Origin of the sequence: Pseudoalteromonas simplex, assembly GCF_015278155.1 — a bacterium.
GTDB classification, from domain to species: Bacteria; Pseudomonadota; Gammaproteobacteria; order Enterobacterales; family Alteromonadaceae; genus Pseudoalteromonas; species Pseudoalteromonas simplex.
The window spans coordinates 324,056-350,670 of record NZ_JADILN010000001.1; the positions used below are offsets into that span (position 1 = coordinate 324,056).

The 26,615-nt window shown below is 42.1% G+C and carries 20 protein-coding genes; 10 read left to right on the forward strand and 10 right to left on the reverse strand.

What is annotated here, in order from left to right; genetic code table 11:
* Nucleotides 1-41: 41 nt before the first annotated feature.
* Together IRQ78_RS01480 and IRQ78_RS01485 are read right to left on the reverse strand one after the other, a co-directional pair.
* Entirely contained in the window at nt 42-278 is a 237-nt protein-coding gene (locus IRQ78_RS01480) for a hypothetical protein (RefSeq protein ID WP_054553375.1), read from the reverse strand.
* Between the two features lie 138 nt (nt 279-416).
* The gene (locus IRQ78_RS01485; protein ID WP_054553376.1) at nt 417-650 is read right to left on the reverse strand and encodes a hypothetical protein; all 234 of its coding nucleotides are present in this window, start codon (nt 648-650) and stop codon (nt 417-419) included.
* A 267-nt stretch (nt 651-917) separates the two neighbouring features.
* Between IRQ78_RS01485 and IRQ78_RS01490 the strand changes: the two genes are divergently transcribed.
* From IRQ78_RS01490 to IRQ78_RS01505, 4 genes are all read left to right on the forward strand, one after another.
* Nucleotides 918-3,356 carry a M1 family metallopeptidase gene (locus IRQ78_RS01490; protein WP_194441156.1) on the forward strand — a complete coding sequence of 813 codons (2,439 nt, stop codon included), beginning with the start codon at nt 918-920 and terminating at the stop codon, nt 3,354-3,356.
* Nucleotides 3,356-3,859 carry a DUF6702 family protein gene (locus IRQ78_RS01495; protein WP_054553378.1) on the forward strand — a complete coding sequence of 168 codons (504 nt, stop codon included), beginning with the start codon at nt 3,356-3,358 and terminating at the stop codon, nt 3,857-3,859. Before IRQ78_RS01490 ends, IRQ78_RS01495 begins: the two co-directional genes overlap by 1 nt.
* Nucleotides 3,860-3,983: 124 nt before the next feature.
* Nucleotides 3,984-4,601: an HAD family hydrolase gene (locus IRQ78_RS01500; protein WP_194441157.1), complete on the forward strand. Its 618-nt coding sequence runs from the start codon at nt 3,984-3,986 to the stop codon at nt 4,599-4,601.
* Between the two features lie 132 nt (nt 4,602-4,733).
* A complete protein-coding gene (locus IRQ78_RS01505; RefSeq protein WP_054553380.1) occupies nt 4,734-5,459 on the forward strand; it encodes a YebC/PmpR family DNA-binding transcriptional regulator in 726 nt (241 codons plus the stop codon).
* A 360-nt stretch (nt 5,460-5,819) separates the two neighbouring features.
* Here the strand turns inward: IRQ78_RS01505 and IRQ78_RS01510 are convergent, their stop codons facing one another.
* The gene (locus tag IRQ78_RS01510; RefSeq protein WP_228482470.1) at nt 5,820-7,994 is read right to left on the reverse strand and encodes a malate synthase G; all 2,175 of its coding nucleotides are present in this window, start codon (nt 7,992-7,994) and stop codon (nt 5,820-5,822) included.
* Between the two features lie 230 nt (nt 7,995-8,224).
* Here IRQ78_RS01510 and IRQ78_RS01515 point away from each other — a divergent pair, with 230 nt between their 5' ends.
* Nucleotides 8,225-9,826, forward strand: coding sequence for an isocitrate lyase (locus IRQ78_RS01515; RefSeq protein WP_194441158.1), 1,602 nt, complete (start codon nt 8,225-8,227; stop codon nt 9,824-9,826).
* Between the two features lie 805 nt (nt 9,827-10,631).
* On the opposite strand, the gene IRQ78_RS01520 is transcribed toward IRQ78_RS01515, so the two are convergent.
* Nucleotides 10,632-12,653, reverse strand: coding sequence for a S9 family peptidase (locus IRQ78_RS01520; RefSeq protein ID WP_194441159.1), 2,022 nt, complete (start codon nt 12,651-12,653; stop codon nt 10,632-10,634).
* A 162-nt stretch (nt 12,654-12,815) separates the two neighbouring features.
* Between IRQ78_RS01520 and IRQ78_RS01525 the strand changes: the two genes are divergently transcribed.
* From IRQ78_RS01525 to IRQ78_RS01535, 3 genes are all read left to right on the forward strand, one after another.
* On the forward strand, nt 12,816-13,202 hold the full coding sequence (locus IRQ78_RS01525) for a VOC family protein (protein ID WP_194441160.1): 387 nt from the start codon (nt 12,816-12,818) through the stop codon (nt 13,200-13,202).
* Between the two features lie 526 nt (nt 13,203-13,728).
* On the forward strand, nt 13,729-13,989 hold the full coding sequence (locus IRQ78_RS01530; RefSeq protein WP_138600123.1) for a hypothetical protein: 261 nt from the start codon (nt 13,729-13,731) through the stop codon (nt 13,987-13,989).
* A gap of 197 nt (nt 13,990-14,186) precedes the next feature.
* Complete coding sequence (locus IRQ78_RS01535) at nt 14,187-15,167, forward strand: WD40 repeat domain-containing protein (RefSeq protein ID WP_194441161.1); 981 nt, start codon at nt 14,187-14,189, stop codon at nt 15,165-15,167.
* Between the two features lie 49 nt (nt 15,168-15,216).
* Here IRQ78_RS01535 and IRQ78_RS01540 read toward each other — a convergent pair whose 3' ends face one another.
* The 5 genes from IRQ78_RS01540 to IRQ78_RS01560 are packed head-to-tail and all read right to left on the reverse strand — an operon-like array spanning nt 15,217 to nt 20,315.
* Nucleotides 15,217-16,074, reverse strand: coding sequence for an aminotransferase class IV (locus IRQ78_RS01540; RefSeq protein WP_194441162.1), 858 nt, complete (start codon nt 16,072-16,074; stop codon nt 15,217-15,219).
* Between the two features lie 2 nt (nt 16,075-16,076).
* Entirely contained in the window at nt 16,077-16,940 is an 864-nt protein-coding gene (locus tag IRQ78_RS01545) for a glutamate cyclase domain-containing protein (protein ID WP_194441163.1), read from the reverse strand.
* Entirely contained in the window at nt 16,925-17,656 is a 732-nt protein-coding gene (locus tag IRQ78_RS01550; RefSeq protein WP_194441399.1) for a 5-oxoprolinase subunit PxpA, read from the reverse strand. Before IRQ78_RS01550 ends, IRQ78_RS01545 begins: the two co-directional genes overlap by 16 nt.
* A gap of 6 nt (nt 17,657-17,662) precedes the next feature.
* Nucleotides 17,663-18,460, reverse strand: coding sequence for a putative hydro-lyase (locus IRQ78_RS01555; RefSeq protein WP_194441164.1), 798 nt, complete (start codon nt 18,458-18,460; stop codon nt 17,663-17,665).
* A 46-nt stretch (nt 18,461-18,506) separates the two neighbouring features.
* Nucleotides 18,507-20,315 carry a glycoside hydrolase family 3 protein gene (locus IRQ78_RS01560; RefSeq protein WP_194441165.1) on the reverse strand — a complete coding sequence of 603 codons (1,809 nt, stop codon included), beginning with the start codon at nt 20,313-20,315 and terminating at the stop codon, nt 18,507-18,509.
* A gap of 350 nt (nt 20,316-20,665) precedes the next feature.
* On the opposite strand from IRQ78_RS01560, the gene IRQ78_RS01565 reads away from it, so the two are divergent.
* Entirely contained in the window at nt 20,666-23,539 is a 2,874-nt protein-coding gene (locus IRQ78_RS01565; protein WP_194441166.1) for an FAD-binding and (Fe-S)-binding domain-containing protein, read from the forward strand.
* Between the two features lie 50 nt (nt 23,540-23,589).
* On the opposite strand, the gene IRQ78_RS01570 is transcribed toward IRQ78_RS01565, so the two are convergent.
* Nucleotides 23,590-24,777 (reverse strand): acyltransferase family protein, encoded by a 1,188-nt coding sequence (locus IRQ78_RS01570; protein ID WP_194441167.1) that lies wholly within the window; start codon nt 24,775-24,777, stop codon nt 23,590-23,592.
* 195 nt (nt 24,778-24,972) lie between these two features.
* Here IRQ78_RS01570 and IRQ78_RS01575 point away from each other — a divergent pair, with 195 nt between their 5' ends.
* A complete protein-coding gene (locus tag IRQ78_RS01575) occupies nt 24,973-26,598 on the forward strand; it encodes a sensor domain-containing diguanylate cyclase (RefSeq protein ID WP_235373207.1) in 1,626 nt (541 codons plus the stop codon).
* The last annotated feature ends 17 nt before the right edge of the window (nt 26,599-26,615 follow it).

Below are 26,615 nucleotides of genomic sequence, written 5' to 3' on the forward strand. Positions count from 1 at the left end.
TCAATATACCTAAGCTGAGCCAAGATGCCCAGCCTGGTTTGTTAACTTAAGCTATACCAAGCAAAAACCACCATTGGCAAAGCTAACAATGCCATTATCATAGGTACTTTAAGCGCTTTAGTTTGCTTAGCTTGTAAAATCTTAAGGGCATTTGTTTCATTACATGCCGCTACTTTGTCGATATAAAAATACCCTGAATCTAGGTACTGTTTACAATTTTGTTCGTCCGCTGGAATTGCAATTAGTTCTTGTTGTTTTTTTAGGATATAGAAATCCATACGCTCACCGAATTCTATGCTGATTACCAAACATTTTGGGGGTTAAAATGCATGCTGCGTAGACCCCAAAATCAAAAAAGTGGGCGATTTTAAATATAAATGGCAGTAAATTTCAATAGCAAATGCTACAAAAATTACTTAATTGCAAAAAATAATTATGGATAGGGTCAAAATAACCAAAGAAGATGACCAAATTAGCCATTTGTTAGCTCTTTTAATCTCTGGTTTTGTTCGTGATAGGGCGTCTGATTCATCACATGCATTGATGACCTCAACAAACTTAAAACCACGTTCTTGGTACTCGTTTAAGATTGATTCTTGCGCAGGAATGGCTGCTAAACGAGAGTCTTTTTTTACAATATAAAACTTCATCTAATCACCCTTTCATCATTAACTAGAATTTAAGTCGATTACCTTCTCTTTAACTGTAATGCTTTGGAATGAATTAGTGCTGAATTAAAATTAATCAGTTTTTGTAAACCCCCTTTACAAGATATTAATTAAAAAAAGCAACAATTAATCTTGATTAGTAATAACCGATGAATACTACCGGAAAAATACCGCAATTTATCGTGATAATGTTGCAACTTTGTTTTTAGTTTGCGATGTTACGGTTGCAAACTAATTACAGGATAAACAATGAAAAAAGCAGTTCTCAAATTGAGTGCTTTGGTATTGCCTTTAGCAGTATCTTCAGCTGTTATGGCGTCATCTGTTGAGCAAACTAAAGGCTCATTCGTTGACAAGTTCCGTCAGCTAGATGAAGCACTTCCAACTCCAAACGTATACCGTAGTGCGGCCGGTGAGCCTGCTGAAAATTATTGGCAACAGCAAGTAAACTACGACATCGATGTAAAGCTTGATGAAAAGAAACGCCGCTTAACAGCAAGCCAAACTATCGAATACAAAAATAACTCGCCGCACACCTTAAAGTATCTTTGGTTACAGCTAGACCAAAATATCTTTAAATCTGACTCAATTGCTGAAATGACATCTACTTTCAATGGTAAAACATTGCAAGGTGATCCTCAGCCAAAATCAACTAAACTGAGCTTAGGTCAGCTACGTCGTCAGCAATTTCTGGCCGACAACGAGCTGGGTTATCAAATCGCCAATGTTAAAGACGAAGACGGAAAAGAGCTTAAAGTTACTGTAGTAGATACCTTAATGCGTATCGACTTAAACGAGCCGCTTAAACCGGGAAAAGACGTTGAGTTCAGCATGGACTTCGCCTTTAACATTGTTGAAGAAGACGCCGTTGGCGCGCGTTCAGGTTATGAACACTTTGAAGAAGATGGTAACGATATCTTTTTATTAGCGCAGTGGTTCCCTCGTCTTGCTGCATACACTGATTATGAAGCGTGGACTAACAAAGCTTTCTTAGGCAGCGGTGAGTTCACACTTGAGTTTGGTGATTACGATGTAGAAATTACAGTACCTGCTGACCATATCGTATCGGCAACGGGTCAGCTTGATAACCCAAGCAGCGTTCTGACTAGCACACAGCGTAAGCGTCTTGAACAAGCTGAAGATGCTAAGCGCCCTGTTTTCATCGTGACTGAAGAAGAAGCGTTAGAAAACGAAAAAGAAGGCACAAACAAAACGAAAACATGGCACTTTAAAGCTGAAAATGTACGTGACTTTGCGTGGGCTTCTTCACGTAAGTTTATGTGGGATGCAAAAGGCTACCATCAAGGCGGTAAAGATCAGCCGTTAGTAATGGCGATGTCTTTTTACCCTAAAGAAGGTGGTGACCTTTGGAAGAAGTACTCTACTGAGTCAGTAGTTCATACAATGGAAGTGTATTCACGCTTCTCGTTTGACTACCCTTACCCAGTTGCTCAATCTGTAAATGGCCCAGTAGGCGGTATGGAATACCCTATGATCACCTTCAATGGCCCGCGTACAGATCTACAAGAAGATGGAACTCGTACCTACTCGCAAGCAGAAAAACGCTTCTTGATCGGTGTGGTTATCCATGAAATTGGCCACATTTACTTTCCTATGATCGTCAATTCTGATGAACGTCAATGGACGTGGATGGATGAAGGCCTTAACAGCTTCTTAGATGGTGTTGCTGGTCGCGAATGGGACCACACTATTCCTTGGGGTGTTGAGCCTCGCGACATCGTTGAGTACATGAAGTCTGAAAACCAAGTGCCTGTTATGACACAGTCAGACAGCGTATTACGTTTAGGCCCTAATGCTTATACTAAGCCTGCTGCTGCACTTAACATTTTACGTGAAGTGATCCTTGGCCGTGAGCTATTCGACTTTGCATTCAAAGAATATGCACAGCGTTGGAAATACAAGCGCCCTACTCCTGCTGATTTCTTCCGCACTATGGAAGAAGCGTCAGGTGTTGACCTTGATTGGTTCTGGCGTGGTTGGTTCTACACCACAGATCACGTTGATATCTCGCTAGACAAGGTTTACCAACTTCGTTTAGATACCAAAAATCCTGATATCGACTTTAATCGTTTACGTGATATCGAAGCTGACAAGCCAATGCCGTTATTCGTAAAACGTAATAAAGAAGAAGGTAAAAAACTGTGGGTTGAAGAAAACCCAGATGTAACTGACTTCTACGACGAAAACGACCGCTTCACAGTAACTAACAAAGAGCGTAACGCGTATAACAAATTCCTTAAAGGATTAGAGCCTTGGGAGCGTAAAACGTTTGAGCGTGCAATCAAAGAAGATAAAAACTACTACGTACTTGAGTTCTCAAACTTAGGTGGTTTAGTCATGCCTATCTTGTTAGAGCTTACTTATGAAGATGGTACGAAAGAAGAGCAGTACATTCCGGCTGAAATCTGGCGTCGTAACCACAAGCATGTACAAAAGCTAATTGTTACAGAAAAAGGTAAAAACCTAGTGTCTGTTACAGTGGACCCTCGCTGGGAAACAGCGGATGTTGATGTAGAAAACAATAACTACCCGCGTCGTATTATTCCATCACGTATTGAAGTGTACAAACGTGAGAAGAGTAAAGCGAAAGTCAGCCGCGATATCATGCAAGATATTAAAACTGAGCTGAAAAAAGGCGACGAAAATGATGCCCAGGAGCAACAATAATGCGCTTTATAGCCATTATTTTTGCTCTATTACTGAGTGCGCCAACCATGGCGCACCAGTTAAAAGCGTCTGTGACTACCGTGTTATTTAACAAACGCACCAACAATATTGAGCTGATGCATCGTTTTTATTTACATGATACAGAGCACGCCGTTGAATATTTGTTTGACGGCAATGCTGATATCTTAAGTAATAAAGAAGATCAGAAGCGTTTTGCTGATTATGTTGAGTCACATATTGCTCTACAAACTTTAGATGGCAAGCCGCTTGAGCTTAAAGATGTGGGTGCGCAAGTTGATGGTAAATTCTTTTGGGTTTACCAAGAAGTCATGATCCCTGAGGGAATTCATGGTATTCGAATGAGCAACGGAGCACTTCGCGACCTATGGCCAACACAAGTGAATATGGTAAATATTGAGGGTAAAGGTAAGGTAAAAACGCTGACCTTTAGCCAAGATGATACTTGGCTTGAGGCTAGATTTGAGCCGGTCAATCCAGAGTAATAGCAGTCCTAAAGGATTAAAAAAGTTACTTTTTTAATCCTTTGATCCTTTAATAAACCCATTTCGTAAACTATCTTATTAATGGGCATCAACATTTTCCCACTTCTCATATACAGGGATTTATATGACTATCCATGACAACAATATCCGTGGCGTAATCTTTGACTTAGATGGTACTTTGGTTTCATCGGAGTTGGATTTTTCACTGATCAAAGCACAGGTAGGCTGTCCTGTTGAGAATGACTTACTTGCTTACATTGCTTCGTTACCTTCGCCTTACATGCGTGAAGAAGCGATGAATATTGTTCATCAGCATGAACTTATTGATGCGCAGCATGCGCATTTATTGCCAGGCGTTGCTGAGGCAATTAAGAGGCTGAAAGAAAATAACATCCCGATGGCGATTGTGACTCGCAACTACGACCGTGCAGCTGCCATTAAATTAAAGAATAACCCCTTACCAATAGAAACCGTGTTGACTCGCTCTGATGCGCCTGCTAAGCCTGATCCAAGTGCTTTAAATGCGATTGCGACATTATGGGAGCTTGATCAGTCTGAGTTACTGTATGTCGGCGATTACTTATTTGATATACAAGCAGCTCACAATGCCAACATGCGTGCTTGCTTGTACGCGCCAGATGAAATTCCTGAGTATGCAAATCAGGCCGATTATGTAATGCATCATTTTTCAGAACTACCTACTTTGGTTGACTCATTCCAAGAAAATAAAGTGTTATGTTAAATAGCTTTGTTTTTTATTTTTCCTGAGATTTATTGTTAGTTTTTTATTTTTCAAGATGCCCTAGTACTAGCCCAAGCGGTCATGAGTTGCTAAAATATCGGCAATTATCAAATGTATTCATAGAGGCATAAGATGGGCAGAGCATTTGAAGTCCGCAAAAACGCCATGGCTAAAACAGCCAATGCAAAAACTAAAGTAAATTCTAAGTATGGTAAAGAAATCTACGTTGTTGCTAAAAATGGCGAACCAGATCCAGAAGTAAACCAAGCGCTAAAACGTATTATTGAGCGTGCAAAAAAAGACCAAGTTCCAGCACACGTAATCGATAATGCAATCAAAAAAGCAGCCGGTGGAGCAGGGGAAGACTACTCTCCAGCACGTTACGAAGGCTATGGCCCGGGTAACTGTATGGTTATTGTGGACTGTTTAACTGATAACCCTAACCGTACTATTAAAGATGTACGTTTACCGTTCACTAAAACAGATTCAAAAATTGGTACACCGGGCTGTGTAGCGCATATGTTCGACCACTTAGCTGTTTTAGGCTTTGAAGGTGATGACGACGAAGTTGTACTTGAAGCGCTAATGATGGCTGATGTAGACGTAACAGATGTAGAAGTAGAAGACGGCAAAGTATCTGTATTCGCTCCACATACTGAGTACTACAAAGCAAAAACAGCTCTTGAAGAAGCATTTGAAGGTATTAACTTTGAAGTAGACGAAATCACGTTTGTTCCACAAGTTCATACTGACATCACTGATCCAGATGATATCGCAAACTTTGAAAAGTTTATTTCTATGCTTGATGACTGTGATGACGTGCAAAACGTTTATCACAATGCGATTGTTAAAAACTAATTTTTAAAAAATTAGTACGTATTAGTACGTAAAAAGGGGCATTTGGTAACAAATGCCCCTTTTTTAATAGATTTTCATTATGCCATGAATGGTGGCTATTCACTGTCGTTATGAGTTTATACCAATACGCTTAATTTAGTGGTCTATTTTGAGGCAATAAAACCTCGTTGATAACAAGGCAAAAATTTCGTTATTTAGTTGTTCTAAATCAGAAGTTTTTAACGCAGGTAGCGACAGGTTTAATCCCTCAAAATAATTAAGTATTATTGCGGATTGGTATCAGTTGATATTAGTCAAAAAAAAGCAGCCCTAGGGCTGCAATGAACGACACATGAAACTCGAAGGGGAGTTGTGTAGTGGCTAATTTAACGATTTATACTTTATACGGAACGCATGCAATAATGGTTCAGTATAGCCACTAGGTTGTTTAACTCCCTCTAATACAAGGGCTAAAGCTGCTTGATAAGCAACACTTTGTGCTAAAGTTTCGGCTGAATCAGCCATATTATTGTAGGCCGGATCACCTTCATTTTGACCATCAACAACTTTCGCCATACGTGCCATGGTTTTTCTAATTTGCTCTTCAGAACAAACGCCATGATACAGCCAGTTGGCCATATGCTGGCTTGAAATACGCAGTGTGGCACGGTCTTCCATTAAACCGACATGGTTGATGTCTGGTACTTTTGAGCAACCAATACCTTGGTCAATCCAACGCACAACATAACCTAAAATACCCTGAGCGTTGTTATCAAGTTCGGCTTGAATATCTTCTTTGCTTAAGCTGCTGGCATCTTTCATAAGCGGCGGAGTGAGTAAGCTGGTAAGGCTTGCTTCTTTGCGGTCCATAAGCGCTCTTTGGCAGGCAAATACATCAATATCATGATAATGCATGGCATGCAGTGTTGCAGCAGTAGGAGAGGGCACCCAAGCGGTATTTGCCCCACTTTTCGGGTGACCACTTTTTTGTTCCATCATTAACGCCATTTTATCTGGCATTGGCCACATACCCTTACCAATCTGTGCTTTACCACTAAGGCCAGTTGCAAGACCAATATCTACGTTGCGATCTTCGTATGCGCTGATCCAAGGTTCAAGCTTAATAGCGCCTTTTGGCAGTACTACACCTGCTTGCATTGAAGTATGAATTTCGTCACCAGTGCGGTCTAAGAAGCCGGTATTGATGAATACAACACGCTTTTTAGCTTCGAAAATACAGGCTTTTAAGTTAGCTGAAGTACGACGCTCTTCATCCATAATACCCATTTTAATGGTGTTTGCAGGCAAGCCTAACAGCTGCTCAACGCGGGTAAACAGGGTATTAGTGAAGGCAACTTCTTCTGGACCATGCATTTTTGGCTTAACAATATTAATACTCTTAGCCGTTGAATTTTTAAGGCTACCTGTAGCTTTTAAGTCATGAAGTGCAGCGGTGCTAGTGATAATGGCATCCATAATGCCTTCAAACACGTCATTGCCCTCACTATCTTGGATAGCTGGATTAGTCATTAAGTGGCCAACATTACGTACAAACATCATGCTACGACCTTTTAGCGTGATTGTTTCGCCATTTACACCTTGATATTGGCGATCTTCTGCTAAACGGCGTTCAATGGTTTTACCTTCTTTGTTAAATGCTTCTACTAGGTTTCCTTGCATTAAACCAAGCCAGTTTTGATAGACGTTTACTTTGTCTTCGGCATCAACGGCAGCAACGGAATCTTCACAGTCCATAATCGTTGTAAGGGCTGCTTCTAGTAGTACATCTTTAAGGCCTGCTTTATCTGCTTGGCCTATTGGGTGATGATGGTCTATTTGTAGCTCAATATGTAAGCCATTATTTTTCAATAAGATAGCGCTTGGATTTTGCGCTTCACCTTGGTAACCAATAAGTTGTTCAGGGTTTGCTAGGCGAACCTGACTACTATCACGTAATGTGATTAAAAGCTCATTATTAACCACTGCATAGCTGGTGCTTTCGATGTGTGAGCCGTTTGCTAAAGGCAGTGCTTTATCAAGGAACTGGCGGGCATAAGCCATGACTTTAAAGCCACGCACAGGGTTGTATGTAGAGCCTTTCTCAGCGCCGTCGTCTTCACTTAATACATCTGTGCCGTATAGCGCATCATACAGTGAGCCCCAGCGCGCATTTGCGGCGTTTAAGGCAAAGCGTGCATTACTCACTGGCACAACAAGCTGTGGCCCAGCTGTGTTTGCGATTTCAGGCTCTACTTGCTCTGTTTCTATGCTGAAACTAGCTGGCTCAGGAACAAGGTAGCCAATGTCTTCAAGGAATGCTTGATAGTTAGCAGCATCCCATACCGGCTGCTGCTTATGGTAGTCATCAATCTTTGCTTGTAGTTGTTCGCGTTTTTCTAAAAGCGCACGATTGATAGGTGTTAGTTCATTGACGATATCAGCAAAACCTTGCCAAAAAGTGTCTGTGCTAATGCCTGTTCCTGGTAAAAGTTGCTGTTCAACAAACTGTGCAAGTTGTTGATCAACGCTTAAACCGTTAAGTGAGAGAGTGGTCATAATAATGTCCTTTAAACGAGCTTAAATTGATCATTCATGGCTCAACCATATCGTAAAAAAGGCTAATAAGCAGGTTATTTGCCATTCACTAAAAATATAGTGGCAATAACAACTATAAATTTACTAAATCCAAAAAATCCGCCTAATGTTGAATTAAGCGCTACGAAGCAAACGCCAAGTAGCCACTCTCACTAACAAAAAATAGATAACCCGTTCGAAGGATTTTTATTATGACAACATATCAACGCGAAACCGATAACTTAGCTACTTTATGTCAATCACAAGGCAAAACGTGGCAGTCAATCAACCCAGAATACGCAAGCCGTATGCGTTTACAAAACCGTTTTCGTACGGGTCTAGACATTGCTCAATATACTGCAGACATTATGCGTGCAGATATGGCAGCTTATGATGCTGACCACAGCCAATACACACAATCACTAGGTTGTTGGCATGGTTTTACTGCACAGCAAATGATGATGGCAATTAAACGTCATAATAAAACAACTAAACGCAGCTATGTATACCTAAGTGGCTGGATGGTTGCGGCACTTCGCTCTGAGTTTGGTCCATTACCTGACCAAAGTATGCATGAAAAAACGTCTGTTCCAGCGCTAATCGAAGAAATCTACACTTTCTTAAAGCAAGCTGATGCACGTGAGCTTGACCACCTTTACAAAGACCTAGACGAAGCGAAAGCAAACGGCGGTGACGTTCAAGCAGTGCTAAATAAAATCGATAACTTCGAAAGCCATGTTGTGCCAATTATTGCTGATATCGATGCGGGTTTCGGTAACGAAGAAGCAACTTACCTACTTGCTAAAAAGATGATTGAAGCGGGTGCATGTGCTATCCAAATCGAGAACCAAGTATCTGACGCAAAACAATGTGGTCACCAAGCTGGTAAAGTAACTGTACCGCATGAAGATTTCCTAGCAAAAATTAACGCGGTTCGTTACGCATTCTTAGAGCTTGGCATTGATAACGGTATTATCGTTGCTCGTACTGACTCATTAGGTGCAAGCCTTACTCAAAAAGTGCCAGTATCTAAAACTCCTGGCGACCTTGCTAGCCAATACACGTCGTTCCTTGAAACAACACTAGTAAACAGTGTGGATGACTTAAACGAAGGCGACACTGCAATGAAGCTGAATGGTCAGCTTTGCAAACCAACACGTTTAGATAATGGTTTATACCAGTTCCGTGAAGGCACAGAGAAAGACCGCGTAGTTCTAGACTGTGTAACTAGCTTACAATCAGGCGCAGACTTACTGTGGATTGAAACAGAAAAGCCAAACGTTAAACAAATCGCTGAGCTTGTAAACCGCGTTAAAGAGCAAGTACCCAATGCTAAGCTGGTATACAACAACTCACCGTCGTTCAACTGGACACTTAAATTCCGTGAGCAAGTATATGCTGAGTGGCAAGAGCAAGGTAAAGACTTATCAGCTTACCCAAGCATCGATGACAATAAGGCATTAATGGCGCCAGAAATGGATGACACAGAGCTTGCAGCGGCAGCAGACGTACTTGTGCAAAACTTCCAAAAAGATGGTGCACGTGAAGCGGGTATCTTCCATCACCTAATCACGCTACCAACTTACCATACTGCGGCGCTAAGCACTGATATTCTATCAGAAGGCTATTTCGGCGACCTAGGCATGCTAGCGTATGTTCGCGACGTACAACGTCAAGAAATCCGCCGTGAGCAAGCATCAGTGAAACACCAAGACCTAGCAGGTTCAAACATTGGTGATACTCATAAAGAGTACTTCTCTGGTGAAAATGCGCTTAAAGCCGGTGGTGAAGCAAATACCATGAACCAGTTCTAACCAAGTTGTAATGTAGTTTCTTTTATAGCTATTCAATAATGTTGTTAGGGGCCTTCGGGCCCTTTTTCGCTTTTTAGCTATCAGCTTTCAGCCGTCAGCCATCAGACTCGCATCTCTCACCTCGCATCTCGAACCTCGAACCTCGCACCTCGTATCTCGTATCTCGTATCTCGTATCTCGTATCTCGTATCTCGTAGTTCGGATCACTCTTTAACCAAGTCTTGGATCAGCCATTTACTAGCTTTATAAAAATACAGATCACGCATTTACCAGCCTAAGAATTTTAGATCAGGATTTAACTACCTCCGCCGTATAAGCCTTAATTTAGGGCCTATTGCCTAATTACAGCCTCTAGAATGGTTTAAATTGGCTCATATAAACGGCAATTTAATGTTGTTTTGTAGAATCTAGCGATTTACAAACCGATTTTTTATTAACTCACTCAAGCCATAAACCGATTTTTTACCAACTCAACACCCTTACAAACCAAAATTTTACTAACTGAAGCTAGGTTTCTAGCGGCACAAACCGATTTTTTACTAACTCAAGTTACTGATTTTGGCTATAAACCGATTTTTTACTAACTGCTTTTGGATTAATGTCCGATATTTGAGAAATGTATGTAAGGAGTTACTCATATTTTGACTGTAAAGGGGGTTTACAGAAAAGAGAGCTGTCAGCTTTCAGCCGTCAGCTATCAGATTGAAATTCAAAAGTTAGAAAATAGCAGCGGGTTTATCCCGCGTTATGGTTTATATATGGCGCGGCATAAAGCCGCACCTAAACTATTGCTCGCAACCCGCAACTACTTACTATGTTTATCAAACCACCATTGAATATAGCCGACTTTGGTCATCAGGTTTGATGGGCGCGCGGTAATACCATGTGAGGCATTAGGAATACGCACCATCGCTGTATCAACACCTTGTAGCTTTAACGCTTGGTAAAATTGCTCGGTTTCAGAAATCGGCGTGCGATAGTCTGATTCACCAGTTAACAGCATAGTGGGTGTTTTTACATTGCCCACATAGCTAATTGGAGAGCGCTTCATATAATGCTCAATATTGTCCCATGGTTTACCTGGGAACCAATAGTCAGCAAAGAAAGGGTAGAAATCAGCAGTTAGTACAAAGCTGATCCAATTGATAACAGGTTTAGCAACAACAGCGGCTGCAAAGCGGTCTGTATGACCCACAATCCATGCAGTTAAAACACCGCCACCTGAACCGCCGGTGACAAACAACTTACTCTCATCAATAAAGCCCTTATTGATGACAGCATCAACACCTGTCATTAAGTCATCAAAGTCATTACTTGGGTAGTTATGATGAATTGTTTGCGCAAACTCTTTACCGTATGAGTCACTGCCGCGCGGGTTCATATATAGCACAACATTACCTTTGGCTGCGTATAATTGAACTTCAGGACTAAAATGAGGGCCGTAGTTTGCAACAGGACCGCCGTGGATTTCTAAAACAAGTGGGTACTTTTTGTTTTTATCAAAACCCGGTGGGTAAGCAATCCAACCTTGAATGGCCAAACCGTCGTGGCTTGATTTAACCCAAATTTCTTCAACCTTAGCCAGCTCTTTGTCGCCCAGCGCATCTTCGTTTAATTGTGTTAAACGTGCCGTTTTACCACGCTTAATTAATGCTACATCTGCTGGACGCTGGGTATCTGCAAGTGTGAATGCAACTTCACCATCTTCGCTCACATCAAAGTCACCACCTGAATATGGGCGACCAAAGGCGACACTACCAATCTCTGAGGTAATCACCTTATGTTTACCACTACGCGGCTGGTAAGCTAGATGAGTTTTACCTTCACTATCGTAGCTAAAATAAAGACCTCTGCCGCTATCATCCCATTTAATGCTTTCGACACTACGGTCTAAATCAGCAGTGAGTACTGAGGTTTTACCTGATTTTAAATCAAGTAAATAAATGTCGTTATTTTCATAGTTAGTTTTTTTGTCGTCGTAGCCTGTGTATGCAAGGTAACGACCATTTGGCGAGACTTTAGGGCGTGAATCTGGGCCTTTACGGTCTGTTATTTGGGTAATTGAACGATCCGCTAAGCTAAGTTTATAGATTTCAGATTCAGTTGGGTGTAATTCATTGTCTTCATAGCGATTAGCCGAAAAATAAAACGCATCGCCTTGTTCGTTAAAGCTAATAGCACCACCATGATCAAAATCACCAGAACTCAATTGACGTGCATTGCCGCCCGTTGCACTGATGATAAAAAAGTGACGATAACCTTTTTCAGAGTAGCCACCGCCATCGGCACGGTAATAGGTATCGTCAATATATTTAGCTGGCTCTGCCCACTTAGCGCCTTCTGGCTTACCCGGTAAAGACACTGGGCTTGCTGATTTTGCTGGCACAAACTGGCTAAACACCAATTGTTTGCCATCTGGTGTCCAAGTTAATCCGCCAGGGCTTTGCGTTAGGTTACTAATTTTTGCTACGTTACCGGTTTTTAACCATTTTACATAGATTTGGCTGCTACCATCTCGGGTAGAAATAAACGCTAAACGAGTTTCATCTGGTGACAACACCGGAGAGTAATCCATATGCACGCCAGACGTTAGCGGTAGCATGGTTTTACCATCTGGGTTTACTGACCAAATATTACTGACTTTACGGTCGCTTTTGATATCCATGCGATTACGCACAAAGTAAATTGTATCGCCATTTTTTGTCATTTCTATTTGGTTGGCGTATTCAAGATCAAAAACATTTTCAAGTTGAAAGGTATTGCTAGCTCCTGCATGGCTGTAAAAGCTGGCTGCTGCAAGCAGTGCTAAAGACGTTTTAAACTTCATTTTATTTCCTTGTTAGTGAGCAGAAATTAGGGCGTGTTAACCTGTTATAAAGTAACAACCATCAGAAATATAGTCCATTGCGATGAATGGAGAAATCAATAGACAGATGGTCATTTCCCTTTTATGTTGAGTACAGACACTTTTAAACGTAAGGAGCACACAATGATAGGTTACACCATGTTAGGCACTAACAACCTAGCTAAAGCAGTAAAGTATTACGATGAATTGTTCGCCACTTTAAACGCCGAGCGCTTTTTAGAAACTGACCGCTTTGTCGCATGGAGCACAGGTCAAGATAAGCCCGGTTTTGCGGTTACCAAACCTTATAACGATGAAAAAGCCACAGTAGGTAACGGCACTATGATTGCTCTGGCAGTAGAAACCCCAGCCCAAGTAGATGCCTTTTATAAAAAAGCCATAGAACTAGGTGGCACAGACGAAGGCGCCCCCGGTCCACGTGAAATGCCCGGCTTTTATGCGGGATACTTTAGAGACTTAGACGGTAACAAACTTAATGTGTTTTGTTTTACGCATGGGGGAGGGGAGTGAGCGAGGGAAAGTGAGCTGTAAGCTTTCAGCCGTCAGCTATCAGATTGAAAGTTAACAGGCGCTAGGCTCTAGGAAACAGGGCCTAGCTTATGTAGCTTTATGCCGCGTAACTCTTAACTCTTCTTTGCGCTATGCTCACATGGCACGCCAGTAACATCGCATACCTACCGGCTCTTCGCGCGAAATAAATTTCACGCCTACAAGAAAATTGTAGGGTAATCTTAAGCTGTGATTAGGAAGTTGTTGTTCGGCGCTAAAGCACCTCCTACCTCACATCTCGGTCCTCGCATTTCGCACCTCGAATCTCATACTTCGCATCTCGAATCTCGTACTTCGCACCTTAAAAACACACATCACAATACGGTTGTATTTATTTTAGGAAATAGTTGTCTTTTTCACTATTTATTGGTGAAAATATCAACTATGCTTTTGTGTGAATAATCCATTTTATTGATTTATATGAGGTTACATTGTTGGTTCGATAATTGCTCCAGTCTTTTTACCAACACTTTTAAAGGAAATAAAAATGAAAAATACGCTAACGCTTACCCTTCTTGCTGTACTGCTTTTAGTTCTGTATTCACAGTTCACAGAATTAGCCTATAAATTTGGTTTTGCTGAGCTCAAACTAAATGCGGTTTTGGAAAACAGTGAACATATGAAAGTAAAGTGTGATGCATACTCACTAGGCTTTTTTGATGAAATAAAACTTCAAAATAAATTTCAAAAATGCATCAATGATTATGAAGCCAAAGGCTACGAAATCGTGAGCAGAACAGACCAATAATTGTTTTGAGTAAGCGCCATGCTCGCATGGCGCGCCGCTGCACCGCACAACTGCCAGCGCTTCGCGCGAAATAAATTTCACGCCTACAAAAACTGATGGCTGACGGCTGAAAGCTGACAGCTAGTTCCCCTACCAACTTCCGCTTATTTTCATTACACTGCGCCAATACAAAAATAATTATAAAATTGAGAATAATCATGACGTCGAAACTGTTTAAACCTCTGTGCTGTGTATTTGCACAGAGCCTTTTGGGCTGTGGTGGAGGTGAGGTGTTTACTGCCCCTGCTAGTAGTGAGTTTGCCCATGGCAATGAGCTACTAAGTGCTACGGCACTAACCGAGGATGCTAGTCACGCGTTAGTGGCAACCCAATCTGAGGTGTGCGTTTGGGATAATCAGTTAAAAGCGCGTCTATACGATTGTATAACAGGGCAGGGCGCTGAACATGTTGAGCTTGTGGGCTTTAGTGCTAACAAATCTCGTTTTTTCCTTTCAAATCGATTATCGGTGATTTTATACGATACTCGCACTGGGCGTAGTATTGGTACTTGGCTCACCGGGCAAGAAATCGCAAGAGACATCGCTATTTCAGCCGTAGGCGATACGTTGGTTATCGCTTATCGTAGCGGCAAGGCTGAGGTAATAAATACTCGCACAGGTGATACTAAGCGTTTTGATATTCATCGCTTAGATATTAATAGCGTGGCGTTATCGGCTGATGGGCAGTGGGCGTTTACCGGCTCAAGCGACAAGTACGTTAAGCTTTGGTCAACAAGTGATGGCAGCACTCGCTTTGAAGAGCGTTTAGCGACTAGAGTGAATCACGTTTCTTTAAATAAAACAGCAAGCTTGGGCTTTGCAATTGACTCGGTTGATGATCGTGTATTCTTTGATTTAGCCAATAAAAAAGAGTTATCAGAAGTGGCCTCATACTCTAACTTTATTGAGTTCACCGCATCGCAATTTATTAATCGAGATAAATGGCTATTAACTGGGTCGCCAAAAATGAAGATGCGTTTATATCGCGTTGCAGATGGTGAACTAATCGCTGAGTACGAAGCTAAACAACAGCGCCAGCGAACGTCAGTACTGAGTGTGGCTTACGATGGTAAGCAGCTATATTCAGAAACCAGTGACGGCCTATTGCAAGCTTGGCCTTATAAAGCAAATAAAAGCTAAAACAAAAACGCCTACTTGCAGTAGGCGTTTGTTTTTGAGTCCGATTAAATTAGTAATCAAACTTATGCTTGGTAAACAAGCTTTGCACTTGTTGCCAAACTGCACCAGGCTTACCATCGCCAACTAACTTGCCATTTACTTTTACAACTGGGCCAACTTCTTTAGTGGCGCTAGTGATCCATACTTCGTCGGCATCAAGTAACTCGTTTTTACTAATAATGCGCTCTTGCACTTTAAAGTTACTGTAACTGTGAAGAATATTGAGGATTAACCAGCGGGTGATCCCCGGTAAAATTTGGTTATCAAGTGGTGGCGTACTGATCACAGCATCTTTAACAATAAACACGTTACTTGAACTAGCTTCGGTTATTTCTTCTAAGCGGTTAAAAAGAATGGTTTCTTTGTTGCCCGCTGCTGCACCGTGCTGGTAATGGATCACATTGCCAAGCAGTGCCGTTGATTTAATATGGCAACGTTGCCAGCGACGGTCTTGCTCAAGTGATACGGTGTAAGTTGTTGCATTGTCGATATCGCTTTTTGGCTCTGCCGGAATTTCAAAAGCAAATGCAAATACGGTCGGGGTAATATTAGTTGGGTAGCCGTGGGCTCGTTTAGTGTCGGCGCCGCGGCTAACGTGCAAATAAATCCCTAGATTATCACCTTGGTTTTTCTCGCATAAATCATTACAGATTTTACGCCACGTATCGGCACTGTAATCGAGCTTAATTTCAAGTTCGTTTAAACCGTTATTCATACGCTCAATATGTGCGCCAAAGCCAAGCATTTTGCCTTGGTATGATGGGATCACTTCATAGATGCCATCGCCAAATAAGAAGCCGCGATCCATGGGTGAAATCTTTGCTTCATCAGCGCCAAGGTATTCACCGTTTAGGTATACCGTGCCCATTGTTAAACCTCATTCTCTGTCGTAAAGCCGCCAATTTGGCGAAGCCGAGTTATTAATTGTTGACCATGCATTGCATGCAGGCCGTCTTCGGTGAGCTCATTTTTATGGGTGACGCCATCGACACTACCGCGCTCACTTAGGTAATGTAAAATGTTGAGTGGCTCAATATCAGCCAACAAATCAGTGTTATGCCAGCGACTTAAAAAGGCAATGAGCCCGTATGCTGCCCAGTTAGATACATCGGCGAGTAACAGCTCATCACAGGTTGTTAAACAAGGAGTGATGTTTAGCGCTTGCATATGCTGTGCAAGGTTACCCATGCCTATTTCGTTACCGCCATCACCAATTGCTATGGTGGGGCAAGGTGCTTCTGTCACAAAAAAATCAAAGCAGCCGCAATGCTCCGAAATATCAATACCGCGCATATTATAATAACGCTGATGCTCGTTAAGCCCCGGGCGTTCTATTGATAAAACACACTCAGGTTTTAGCTGCGCAAGGGCTTTAATGCTAAAAGTGTGTGCATTATCAATGCTATTTATAGGTAGCTCAAAACAGTTAAAGTCATTTTTCAGGGCACTGTAAAGGGGGTTGCCAGTAACCAAAATAGGCTGTTTACCAAGCTTTTCGAGTACCTTGTAAAGTGCAATTGCACCAACCGGACCATCAGTCTCGAAGGTATTGTTGACCGCAAAGCCCGTACCTATCAACACAGTACCTTGTGCTTTATAAAGGTATTTTGCTGCGCGTAAATACGTACCCGTTAGTTGTTTTGCGTATAAATGCAGCATACCACGTGGGTTTTGTTCAACCATCATGGTTTCAATGTGTTGGCTGAGCGCAGCGTCGCTTAGGCTTGCTGACATAGTGCTTTGATCTCTTGAATGAGTGCAATACCCGCTTCATTATCGCCATGTACACACAGGCTATCGGCATTAAGTGCCAGCTGCTGACCACTTCGCGTTGTAACTGTGCCATGTGCAACTAACTGTTTAACTTGCGCCATTAGCGCCGCTTTGTCGTGTAAGCTGCCCGCTAAAGAACGTGCAACAAGCTTACCTTCGTCTGTGTATTGACGGTCGGCAAACGCTTCTAAAATGAGTTCTAGTTGAAGCTCGTTTGCTTGTACTTTGTGTTTGGCAGCTTGGTTGGTAGCTAAAATCATTAATTTTAATGGCTTTGCATAACTTGCCACTGCGCGCATAACGATATTCAGCGTTTGCTCGTCACTCATCATGTCGTTATACAGTGCGCCATGTGGCTTAACGTATTCGAGCGTTAAACCATGTACTGCAGCCATACCATCAATTGCAGCAATTTGATAATGCAGGCAATTGGTCAGCTCTTTTTCGCTCATAGCCATTGAGCGGCGACCAAAGCCTTGTTTATCAGGGTAACTTGGGTGCGCGCCAACCATTACTTTGTGCTGCTTGGCGAGGGTTAGGGTGTTTGCCATCACATCGGCATCGCCAGCATGAAAGCCACAAGCAATATTTGCCATATCAATATGTGGCATAACTTGCTCATCTAAGCCCATTTTCCACATGCCATAGCTTTCACCAAGGTCGCAGTTTAATTTCATCGTCATTTATAACGCTGCCATTTTACTATTTGGAATATCAGTGATCAGCATGTGTCCTGGACTATGCGTGATACAAAAATCAGGAGCCGCGTTGGCAATCGCGACTTGTGGAGTAACACCACAGGCCCAAAATACGGGCACTTCGCCTTCTTTAATGGTCACCGCATCACCAAACTCAGGTTTGTTAATATCTTTAATGCCAATTGCAGCAGGGTCGCCAAAATGCACTGGCGCACCATGTACACTTGGAAAGCGGCTGCAAATTTGGATAGCGCGAATGGCATCGGCAGGTTTCATCGGGCGCATACTCACAACCATATTGGCGTGGAAAATTCCCGCACTCTGGCACGCCATATTAGTCACATACATAGGCACATTCTTTTGCTCGCTGATGTTTCTGATTTCAAGACCTGCGGCAATCAGCGCTTCTTCAAATGAGAACGAGCAACCAATTAAAAAGGTGACTAAATCGTCGCGCCAATGATTCGTAATATCGGTAACCTCTTCAACCATTTGGCCATGTTTGAAGACGCGGTAACGAGGTAAATCGCTACGAATATCAATGTCTTCACCAACACTTGGCATATCGGCAACGCCCGGTAAGCGACTAGAGGCAATAATTGGGCACGATTTTGGGTTTGCTTGACTAAACTGCAAAAAATCAAACGCGTACTGTTTGGGTAAAATGACTAAATTAGCCTGCACAAAGCCCGGTGCAAAGCCCGATGTATTACCACTGTAATCTCCTGCGCGAACCATTTTTCGTATAGCTGCGGGAGTGGTTAATGATGCATTTTTTTGCATATACCGATCCTTACCAAATGCTTAACTGATAGTTTTACAATAACACTCAGTTCAGATCATTAATAGTAACGGGTAGCTGTCCTTTTGCAGGAGCTTTTCCTAGTAATACTTTTGCCAGTGCTGTGAAAGCTGGCCCTGCAATTTTCTCATCAGTATCTACATCAATATTGTAAGCATAAGTAGCAAGTACAGCGTCGCTAAATTTCCCGAATTGGGCAATATCGTAAGGGGCACGTAAGCTTACAAATATAGTCTTCTTATGGGCTAATTTTGCTTGTTTTAGCAATGACTCTAATGCCGCAGATTGGTCGGCTTTAGCAATTGCAAACTCCGGGTTGTCAGCTAAGTCATCCATCCCACCGACTTCAACAGCACTTTGTTTTGGTGACGCATTGGCGGCAATGATTATATCCGATTCGTTAATTTCTTTTAATGTTGCAAGCGGCTCATAACCTTGCAAACTTGTGCAGCTAAAGCTGATTAACTTATCGGTGTTGTCAATTAACGCCTGCTGCAGAGCATAGCATTTACGGGTATCTGGCATAATAATATGCACTTTGCTGCCCGATTTAATGCTAAGCGGTAGAGTGCTTTTCTCGTTTTTCACTTCGGTGATAGCAGCTAATGCTAATTCGGCTTCTACTTTTCTATGGCTTTGATCACCGAGTAAAAGCTGCGCTTTTTTGATGGCTGCTTTGTCATCAAGCAACGAAGTGAGCTTAAACTTTTCTTTAAGTTTTAAAATGCGTGTAGCAGAAGCACTCATTTCGTTGGCATTTAACGTGCCGCGTTGTACTTCTTGTTCTAATCGCTCAATCAGGGCTTCAAGCACAGCTAAGTCTTTAGGGCTTCTGATTTCGATTGGCATCAGAGCAATATCAACACCCGCTGCAAAGGTATTTACGACCGCTTCAATTGGTTCAAAAAAGTGGCTGATCCCCGCCATATCAAGAGCATCTGTGATCACCACACCTTGATAACCAAGTTCGTCACGTAATAAGTCGGTGATGATTTTGCGCGACATCGTTGCAGGCTTGATCATGGTTTTGCCTTCTTTACTGACAAACGTGCTGTCGTCGAGGGCGGGGTATTGGATATGTGCAGTCATGATCATACCCGGTTGTTGGTTTTTAATAATTTCTTTAAAAGGTGGTAAGTCTTGCTGCCAAATGGTTTCTTTATCATGCATTACTTTTGGCAGACCTGTGTGGCTATCTACATTGGTATCGCCATGCCCCGGAAAGTGCTTTAACGATGAAATAACGCCGTTGTTTTCAAACCCAGCTACTTGGGCACCACCTAGTTTTGCAACCAATTGCGGATCTTCACCGTAAGAGCGCACGTTAATAACGGGGTTATCTGGGTTCATGTTTACATCAACCGTGGGTGCATAGTTAACATTAACACCCAGTGCCAATAGCTCGTCGGCAATAATGCGGGCAGACTCAGTTGCGAAGTGGGTACCATGTTCTTTATAGGTCGCGCCAATCGACATGTTACCGGTAAACGATGTACCTACATCACGAGGAATACGGGCAACTCGGCCGCCCTCTTGGTCTATCGAAATAAACAGCGGTAAGCCTAACTCTGACTTAGCGGCGGCTTTTTGTAGGTCATTGTTAAGTTTGATCACTTGCGGCACAGTATCGATATTTTCTGCAAATAAGATCACCCCACCAATGTTATGTTTAGTGATGATATTTGCTAAATCGGCCGGCAGTTCTGTCACCGGTGTACGGCATTTTTGCTCACCCGGGTCTTGCTCGCAGTAATAACGTAGGTCAAGCATGAGCTTTTGCCCTAACTGTTGTTTTAAAGTTAATGCAGACTCAGCAAATGATGATTGTAATGGCATGAAACATCCTAATCCGATAACCAGTGACGATAGTGCAAACTTATTTAACACAGCAAGCTCCAAAGCAAAACGCTTATTTAGTTTTTAGAATAAATTATTCTTGATGTTAATGGGTTTTTAAATATAAATACAGTATTTTTTTGCTACCCTAGCGGTTTTTGAGTCCGACTGCAAAAAGCTAAGTTAGATCACCAAATAGGGCTAATAAGCTTAAGTAACCAAACCTTTATACTGATGAAAAGTGTGGCAAGTTGATAATTTATCAATTTAATGGGTCGCTTTTTAGTACAATTTAAAGTAATAATATATTCCATAATCATCAGCGTAAATATGACAAGCCTGGGGGCGAGATGGCTTTAACTCGATTGCACGCATTTAAACAGCAAATTAAACCTTTTTTACCAGAGTCTGCATTAATAGAAGATTACTCGCGCCGTTATGCGTACGGGACTGACGCTAGCTTTTATCGATTAATCCCTGAGTTAATTGTATTAGTGAGCAATCAAAATCAAGCACGGCAAGTGATCATTACTGCCAACGAGCTACAGGTTCCCATTACTTTTCGCGCCGCTGGCACGAGTTTATCTGGGCAAGCAATTACCGATTCGGTATTAGTTTTATTGTGCGATAGTTGGAGCAAGTTTGAGATTATTGATGACGCCGAGGCAATCCGTTTACAACCGTCGATCATTGGTGCTCGAGTAAATCAAGTATTAGCCCCGTTTGGTAAAAAAATTGGCCCTGATCCTGCTTCAATTAATAGCTGCAAAATAGCCGGAATGGCGGCAAATAATTCATCGGGTATGTGTTGTGGGGTGGCGCAAAACAGCTACCACACAGTAAAAGATATGACCCTCATTTTTGCCGATGGCACTGTGCTAGATACGGCTGATAGCCAAAGCTGTAATGCCTTTTTACAAAGCCATAGTCTTTGGGTTGATGAGCTAATGAGCCTTGTTGATAGGGTAAAGCAAAACCCCGATTTGAGTGAGCGCATCGCCCATAAATACCGTTTAAAAAATACCACGGGTTATGGTTTAAATGCACTGCTGGATTTTTCTGATCCAATCGAAATCATTAAGCACTTAATTATCGGCTCTGAAGGCACCTTAGCTTTTATCGCCGATATCACTTACCACACCGTGGTTGAGCATAAGTACAAACACACAGGTTTCTTTATTTTTGATGACATTAGCAAGGTGTGTGAGCTGGTGCAAAGGCTGAGTGGAGTTGATGTTGCGGCCGTTGAGCTGCTAGATAAACGTGCCCTGATGTCGGTATCTGAGCATGCCATAATGCCAAAAGAAGTGGCCAGCTACCCTGAGCAGTCAGCGGCACTGTTAATCGAGTTAAGAGCTGAAAATGCACAGGCTCTCGATGTGCTCACTAAGGTCACCGAACAACTTCTTGCTGAGTTTAAGCAAAGCCAACTGGCAGCGATTGAGTTTTCAGCAGACAGCGCCCGTAATGCGGCACTTTGGAATATCCGCAAAGGCACCTTTCCTGCGGTTGGTGCAGTGCGCGAAACTGGCACTACTGTGATTATTGAAGATGTTGCCTTTGCTCTTGATAAATTAGCTGAGGGCGTAAATGCGCTGCATCAATTATTTATCAAATATGGTTATGATGAAGCCATTATTTTTGGGCATGCCCTTGCCGGAAATCTGCATTTTGTATTCACCCAAGCTTTCGATACACCAGAGCAAGTAAGCCGATACGAACAATTTATGGCTGATGTGGCGAACTTAGTGGCGGTTGAACTAAAAGGGTCATTAAAAGCTGAGCATGGTACTGGGCGTAACATGGCACCGTTTGTTGCCACCGAATGGGGAGACGATGGCTTTGCGGTGATGGTTGCGCTTAAAGCATTATTCGATAAACAAAATATTCTTAACCCTGGGGTTATTATAAATCACGACAAAAATGCTCACACTCAGCATTTAAAAGTCATGCCAAAAAGTGATGATATTATCGATACCTGTATTGAATGTGGTTTTTGCGAAGTTGTTTGCCCGTCAAAAGGGCTTAGCTTAACACCGAGGCAGCGTATTACTTTATGGCGACACCGCACCGAGTTACACAATCAATTGCTAACAACCGAAGATTTAGCAAGCAAGCAGAAGTTAAATCAAAAGCTCAGTGTTATCGAGGCCGACTTTAAATACTTAGGTATTGATTCATGCGCGGCAACGGGCCTTTGTGGCCTTAAATGCCCGGTGGGAATAAACACGGGCGAATTTATAAAATCGCTCAGAGCAGAGCAAGCCTCATCAAACAAAGTTGCGCGATCATTATCACGTTTTGCTAGCAAGCATTTTGCGGTTGTTGCTAAGGGTGCACGGTTTGGTTTAACTGTGATGCAGGTGCTCGAAAAAGCAATCGGCAGCAGTAAGCTAAGAAGCCTAAGCAAGCCTGCCAATAAGTTGCTTGGTACACCGCTTTATTACTCGGCATGGCCAAGAGCTGAGCAACCAATTAATAAGCAATTCAAGCAGCTCCAACAAACGAAAAAGTTGGTGTATATGCCAAGCTGCGCCAGCCGGATTTTTGCCCCCGATAAGTTTGCGGATGATAAGCGCCCACTGCTAGATGTTATCTATTCACTCGCAGCTAAAGCAGGCTATGAAGTGCTACTTCCGCAACAAGTAGATTCACTTTGTTGCGGTATGCCATTTGCTAGCCAAGGCTTTAATGAAGAGTCTAAAAATAAAAGTGAGCAGTTACTTACTGAGCTCGAGACGCTTTCAAATAATGGCCAATATCCCATTGTTTTTGATGCCAGCCCTTGTGCACTTACTACTTTTAATGCCGCGCAAAATACAGCACTCAAAATTTATGAAAGTGCTGACTTTGCAGCCCAGCATTTACTGCCTAATTTGCAGGTAACCCCCGTAAATGAGCCCGTGATGCTCCATGTTACTTGTAGTTCTAAGCGATTAGGTAAAGAGCAAAACCTAGTATCACTTGCCAAGGCATGTAGTAATGAGGTGATTATTCCAGCTGATATTGAGTGTTGTGGTTTTGCAGGTGATAAGGGCTTTAACTTGCCAGAACTCAATGGCAATGCGTTAAAAACCCTTAAACAACAAGTACCAAAAAATTGTAATCGCGGCGTGTCTAATAGCCGTAGTTGCGAAATTGGTTTAACTGAACACAGTGGCATTAGTTATCAATCAATTTTGTATCTACTCGATCAGCAAAGCCATGCAATAAAACAGGCTTAATTGCTAATTTGATGAGCCAGTTGCTGACTGGCTCATCTATTTTTTAAAGCTTACACTTTCCAAAAAATGCCTTTGCGGTAGCAGCCGTACATCACACCATAAGACACCATTAAAAACAGCAGTGAAAAGCTAAATGAAGCGAGGTGATCATTGCTGATCACTAATTGTATTAAGCCATAAATACTGCCTTTTAAACTGCTATCGCCGAGCGGGATCATAATTAATAGCCGTGCAAACACGCCCGCAAACATAAAAAATAATATCGCATTCGCACCAAATACAATAAACGGAGCGCCCCAACTACGCAGCTTATAAATATCTAAAATAGCACTGCACAGTGCATAGAAAATCGCTGCAAGCCCTGAGCTGAGTAGCACATAGCTCGGCGTCCATAAGGCTTTATTGATAGGTGTTATTGGTGCAATCGCATAGCCAGCAATAACGGCTAATGTGCCCAGTAAGATAAGTGTACGGGCTTGTTTTTTAAGGTCGGGTTGCTTAGTTAAATAAACCGCAGCCAATATGCCGCTTAGCGCACTTGCAATGGCAGGCAGTGTTGAGAACAGTCCTTCAGGGTCAAATGGCAGTGGCTTAGCATTGGCATAATACAGGTGATGACTACCAAGTACGGTATTGTCTATGAAGGCACTTAAGTTATTGCCATGTAACCATAAACCACTCACTACCTCGCCGTTTGGCAAGGTATACGGGATATAAAGCATGGCAGCGCCGTAAAACAATAAAAGAGTGATGCAAGTTATGGCTATTTTCTTAGGTGATAAATAAAGATAACAACACAGAGCTACTAAATAGACCAAACCGATACGTTGCAGCACGCCTAACACGCGCAGTTGCAATAACTTGTCATCAACCCAGCTAAAAGAAGGGTCTCGAAAGTTGTAATAAAACAAGGCTAAAAACCAACCGAGGGCAATGAGTTTAATGGTACGAATAACCCCTGCTTTTAGTATGTGTTGATCACTGATCCCTTTAGCACGCAAGCTATTTACTGATAGCGTGATAGACATGCCGACAATAAAAATAAAAAACGGAAAAATTAAATCGGTAGGTGTCCAACCATGCCAGTCAGCATGCTTTAAAGGCCAATACATCGCTCCCCAGCTGCCAGGGTTATTCACTAATATCATTGCGGTAATAGTCAAACCGCGCATTACATCTAACGCCATCAGGCGATGTGAAGGGAGTTTATTGATGATCGCAGAACTATGTTTAAACATGAAAAATTTCTATATTTTTTCTTTATTGTAATAAATTATTCCTTTTGGGCAAGTTTATTTGTCAATATAAATTTTGATTTTATTGCATCATCATTGAGCTAAATCAAATTATGACGAAAGTTTTATAGAGGCTGTAGTGATAAATTGCTAGTATAAATGTATTAGATGTACCCGATATGGACATTGGGCTTTGATGTGAGAATTACAGTGCTTAATGGTCTTAAGGCAGGTTTAAATCTGCGCCGCTTAATTTTATTATTAGCGTTTTCGGCAACGCTAATCACCTTTCTAAACAGTTATTACTCGAGCTATCAAGTTCAAAAGCAACAACTAATAGATAAAACGCTTGAAAATCACAAAGCTTACGCAGCTAAACTGGTATCGGCCACCGATAATTTTTTATTGGCGGCGCAGCAGCAACTGGCTTATGTAGGTAAAATTCTTGAAAATGACTTTAATAATCAAGGGTTGATAAATGCTGAAGCAGAACGATTGAGATTACAAACTAACAGTTTTAACTCGACCATTATTGTTAATAAACAAGGCGATATCTTAGGGGTATCACCGCAATCCTTAAAACTTAAAAATCGCAAAGTTGATAGTTTTGGGACTAAAGCTGCGCTTTCTTATCGAACCCCGATGATCAGCGAACCGTATATTTCGATGGCGGGAAATTTGCTGATTTTTATTTCTCAGCCTTTATTTGATAAGCAAGGTGAATTCATTGGCTATGTCGGCGGTACATTATATTTGAAGCGCACAAGCATTCTAAACCAGCTTTTACAAGTTCACTATTATCGCGATGGTTCATATTTATATGTTGTTGATGAGAATCATCGCTTGCTTTATCACCCTGATACAAAAAGGATAGGGGAGCAAGTTTTTGAAAACCCTGTGATCAAGGCTGTTTTGAAAGGGCAAGCCGGAACTGAACTATTAAGTAATAGCAAAGGGGTTGAAATGTTGGCTGGCTTTGCTCCTTTAACCGTTGCTCCTTGGGGAGTCATTGCACAACGACCCCTTGAAGACACATTAGCACCGCTTGATAATTTAATGTGGCAAGTCTTCATAAAAACGGCGCCTGTGGGTGTCATCACTTTAATATTAATTTGGGTATTAGCTAGAAAAATAGCGAGCCCATTGAGGCAACTTGCTGAAACCGCAAATACGTTGGATAGGCCAACCACAACACGCGAGTTAATGCTAATTCGTTCATGGTATTTTGAAAGTAATGAGCTTAGAAAAGCAATGTTAAAGGGAGTTGGTTTATTACACAGTAAAATTGGTTTGTTACGTCAAGAAGCACAGACAGACTCACTAACAGGGTTACACAACCGTAGAAGCTTTGATGCGCAGTTAAGTCATTTTATTGCACAGCGCTGCCCGTTTGCAGTTTTGGCAATCGATATTGATCACTTTAAGCGGGTAAACGACGAATTTGGGCATGATATTGGTGATGTGGTATTGCAGTCGCTTGCTAAAATTTTGTTAGATGTAACTCGTGATAGCGACGTTGTTGCTCGTACTGGTGGAGAAGAATTTATTGTGATCATGCCAAGAGTTGAGGTCAAACGGGCGTATCAGCTTGCAGAACGCTTGCGGATGCGGATATCTGAAAGCTACATTGACCCTGTTGGCTGCATTAATGTATCTATTGGTATATCTGGTTGGCCGATTGAGCAACTGAACATTGATGAAGTACTTAAGCTCGCTGACCAAGCCTTATATCAGGCTAAAAAAACGGGCCGCAATCGTTCTGTAGTTAATGCAAGTTATGGGCAAGATTTCGCAACTATTTCTGAGTCTCCAATCTTGGAATAAGTTATTTAATGTGCAAT

What these genes read in the sequence shown, in the direction of transcription:
- IRQ78_RS01515 (WP_194441158.1), top strand. Translation starts at nt 8,225, where the DNA reads ATGACAACATATCAACGCGAAACCGATAACTTAGCTACTTTATGTCAA.
- IRQ78_RS01525 (WP_194441160.1), top strand. Translation starts at nt 12,816, where the DNA reads ATGATAGGTTACACCATGTTAGGCACTAACAACCTAGCTAAAGCAGTA.
- IRQ78_RS01545 (WP_194441163.1), bottom strand. Translation starts at nt 16,940, where the DNA reads ATGTCAGCAAGCCTAAGCGACGCTGCGCTCAGCCAACACATTGAAACC.
- IRQ78_RS01535 (WP_194441161.1), top strand. Translation starts at nt 14,187, where the DNA reads ATGACGTCGAAACTGTTTAAACCTCTGTGCTGTGTATTTGCACAGAGC.
- IRQ78_RS01505 (WP_054553380.1), top strand. Translation starts at nt 4,734, where the DNA reads ATGGGCAGAGCATTTGAAGTCCGCAAAAACGCCATGGCTAAAACAGCC.
- IRQ78_RS01520 (WP_194441159.1), bottom strand. Translation starts at nt 12,653, where the DNA reads ATGAAGTTTAAAACGTCTTTAGCACTGCTTGCAGCAGCCAGCTTTTAC.
- IRQ78_RS01500 (WP_194441157.1), top strand. Translation starts at nt 3,984, where the DNA reads ATGACTATCCATGACAACAATATCCGTGGCGTAATCTTTGACTTAGAT.
- IRQ78_RS01530 (WP_138600123.1), top strand. Translation starts at nt 13,729, where the DNA reads ATGAAAAATACGCTAACGCTTACCCTTCTTGCTGTACTGCTTTTAGTT.
- IRQ78_RS01555 (WP_194441164.1), bottom strand. Translation starts at nt 18,460, where the DNA reads ATGCAAAAAAATGCATCATTAACCACTCCCGCAGCTATACGAAAAATG.
- IRQ78_RS01480 (WP_054553375.1), bottom strand. Translation starts at nt 278, where the DNA reads ATGGATTTCTATATCCTAAAAAAACAACAAGAACTAATTGCAATTCCA.
- IRQ78_RS01540 (WP_194441162.1), bottom strand. Translation starts at nt 16,074, where the DNA reads ATGGGCACGGTATACCTAAACGGTGAATACCTTGGCGCTGATGAAGCA.
- IRQ78_RS01550 (WP_194441399.1), bottom strand. Translation starts at nt 17,656, where the DNA reads ATGAAATTAAACTGCGACCTTGGTGAAAGCTATGGCATGTGGAAAATG.
- IRQ78_RS01565 (WP_194441166.1), top strand. Translation starts at nt 20,666, where the DNA reads ATGGCTTTAACTCGATTGCACGCATTTAAACAGCAAATTAAACCTTTT.
- IRQ78_RS01510 (WP_228482470.1), bottom strand. Translation starts at nt 7,994, where the DNA reads ATGACCACTCTCTCACTTAACGGTTTAAGCGTTGATCAACAACTTGCA.
- IRQ78_RS01490 (WP_194441156.1), top strand. Translation starts at nt 918, where the DNA reads ATGAAAAAAGCAGTTCTCAAATTGAGTGCTTTGGTATTGCCTTTAGCA.
- IRQ78_RS01560 (WP_194441165.1), bottom strand. Translation starts at nt 20,315, where the DNA reads ATGCCATTACAATCATCATTTGCTGAGTCTGCATTAACTTTAAAACAA.
- IRQ78_RS01485 (WP_054553376.1), bottom strand. Translation starts at nt 650, where the DNA reads ATGAAGTTTTATATTGTAAAAAAAGACTCTCGTTTAGCAGCCATTCCT.
- IRQ78_RS01495 (WP_054553378.1), top strand. Translation starts at nt 3,356, where the DNA reads ATGCGCTTTATAGCCATTATTTTTGCTCTATTACTGAGTGCGCCAACC.
- IRQ78_RS01570 (WP_194441167.1), bottom strand. Translation starts at nt 24,777, where the DNA reads ATGTTTAAACATAGTTCTGCGATCATCAATAAACTCCCTTCACATCGC.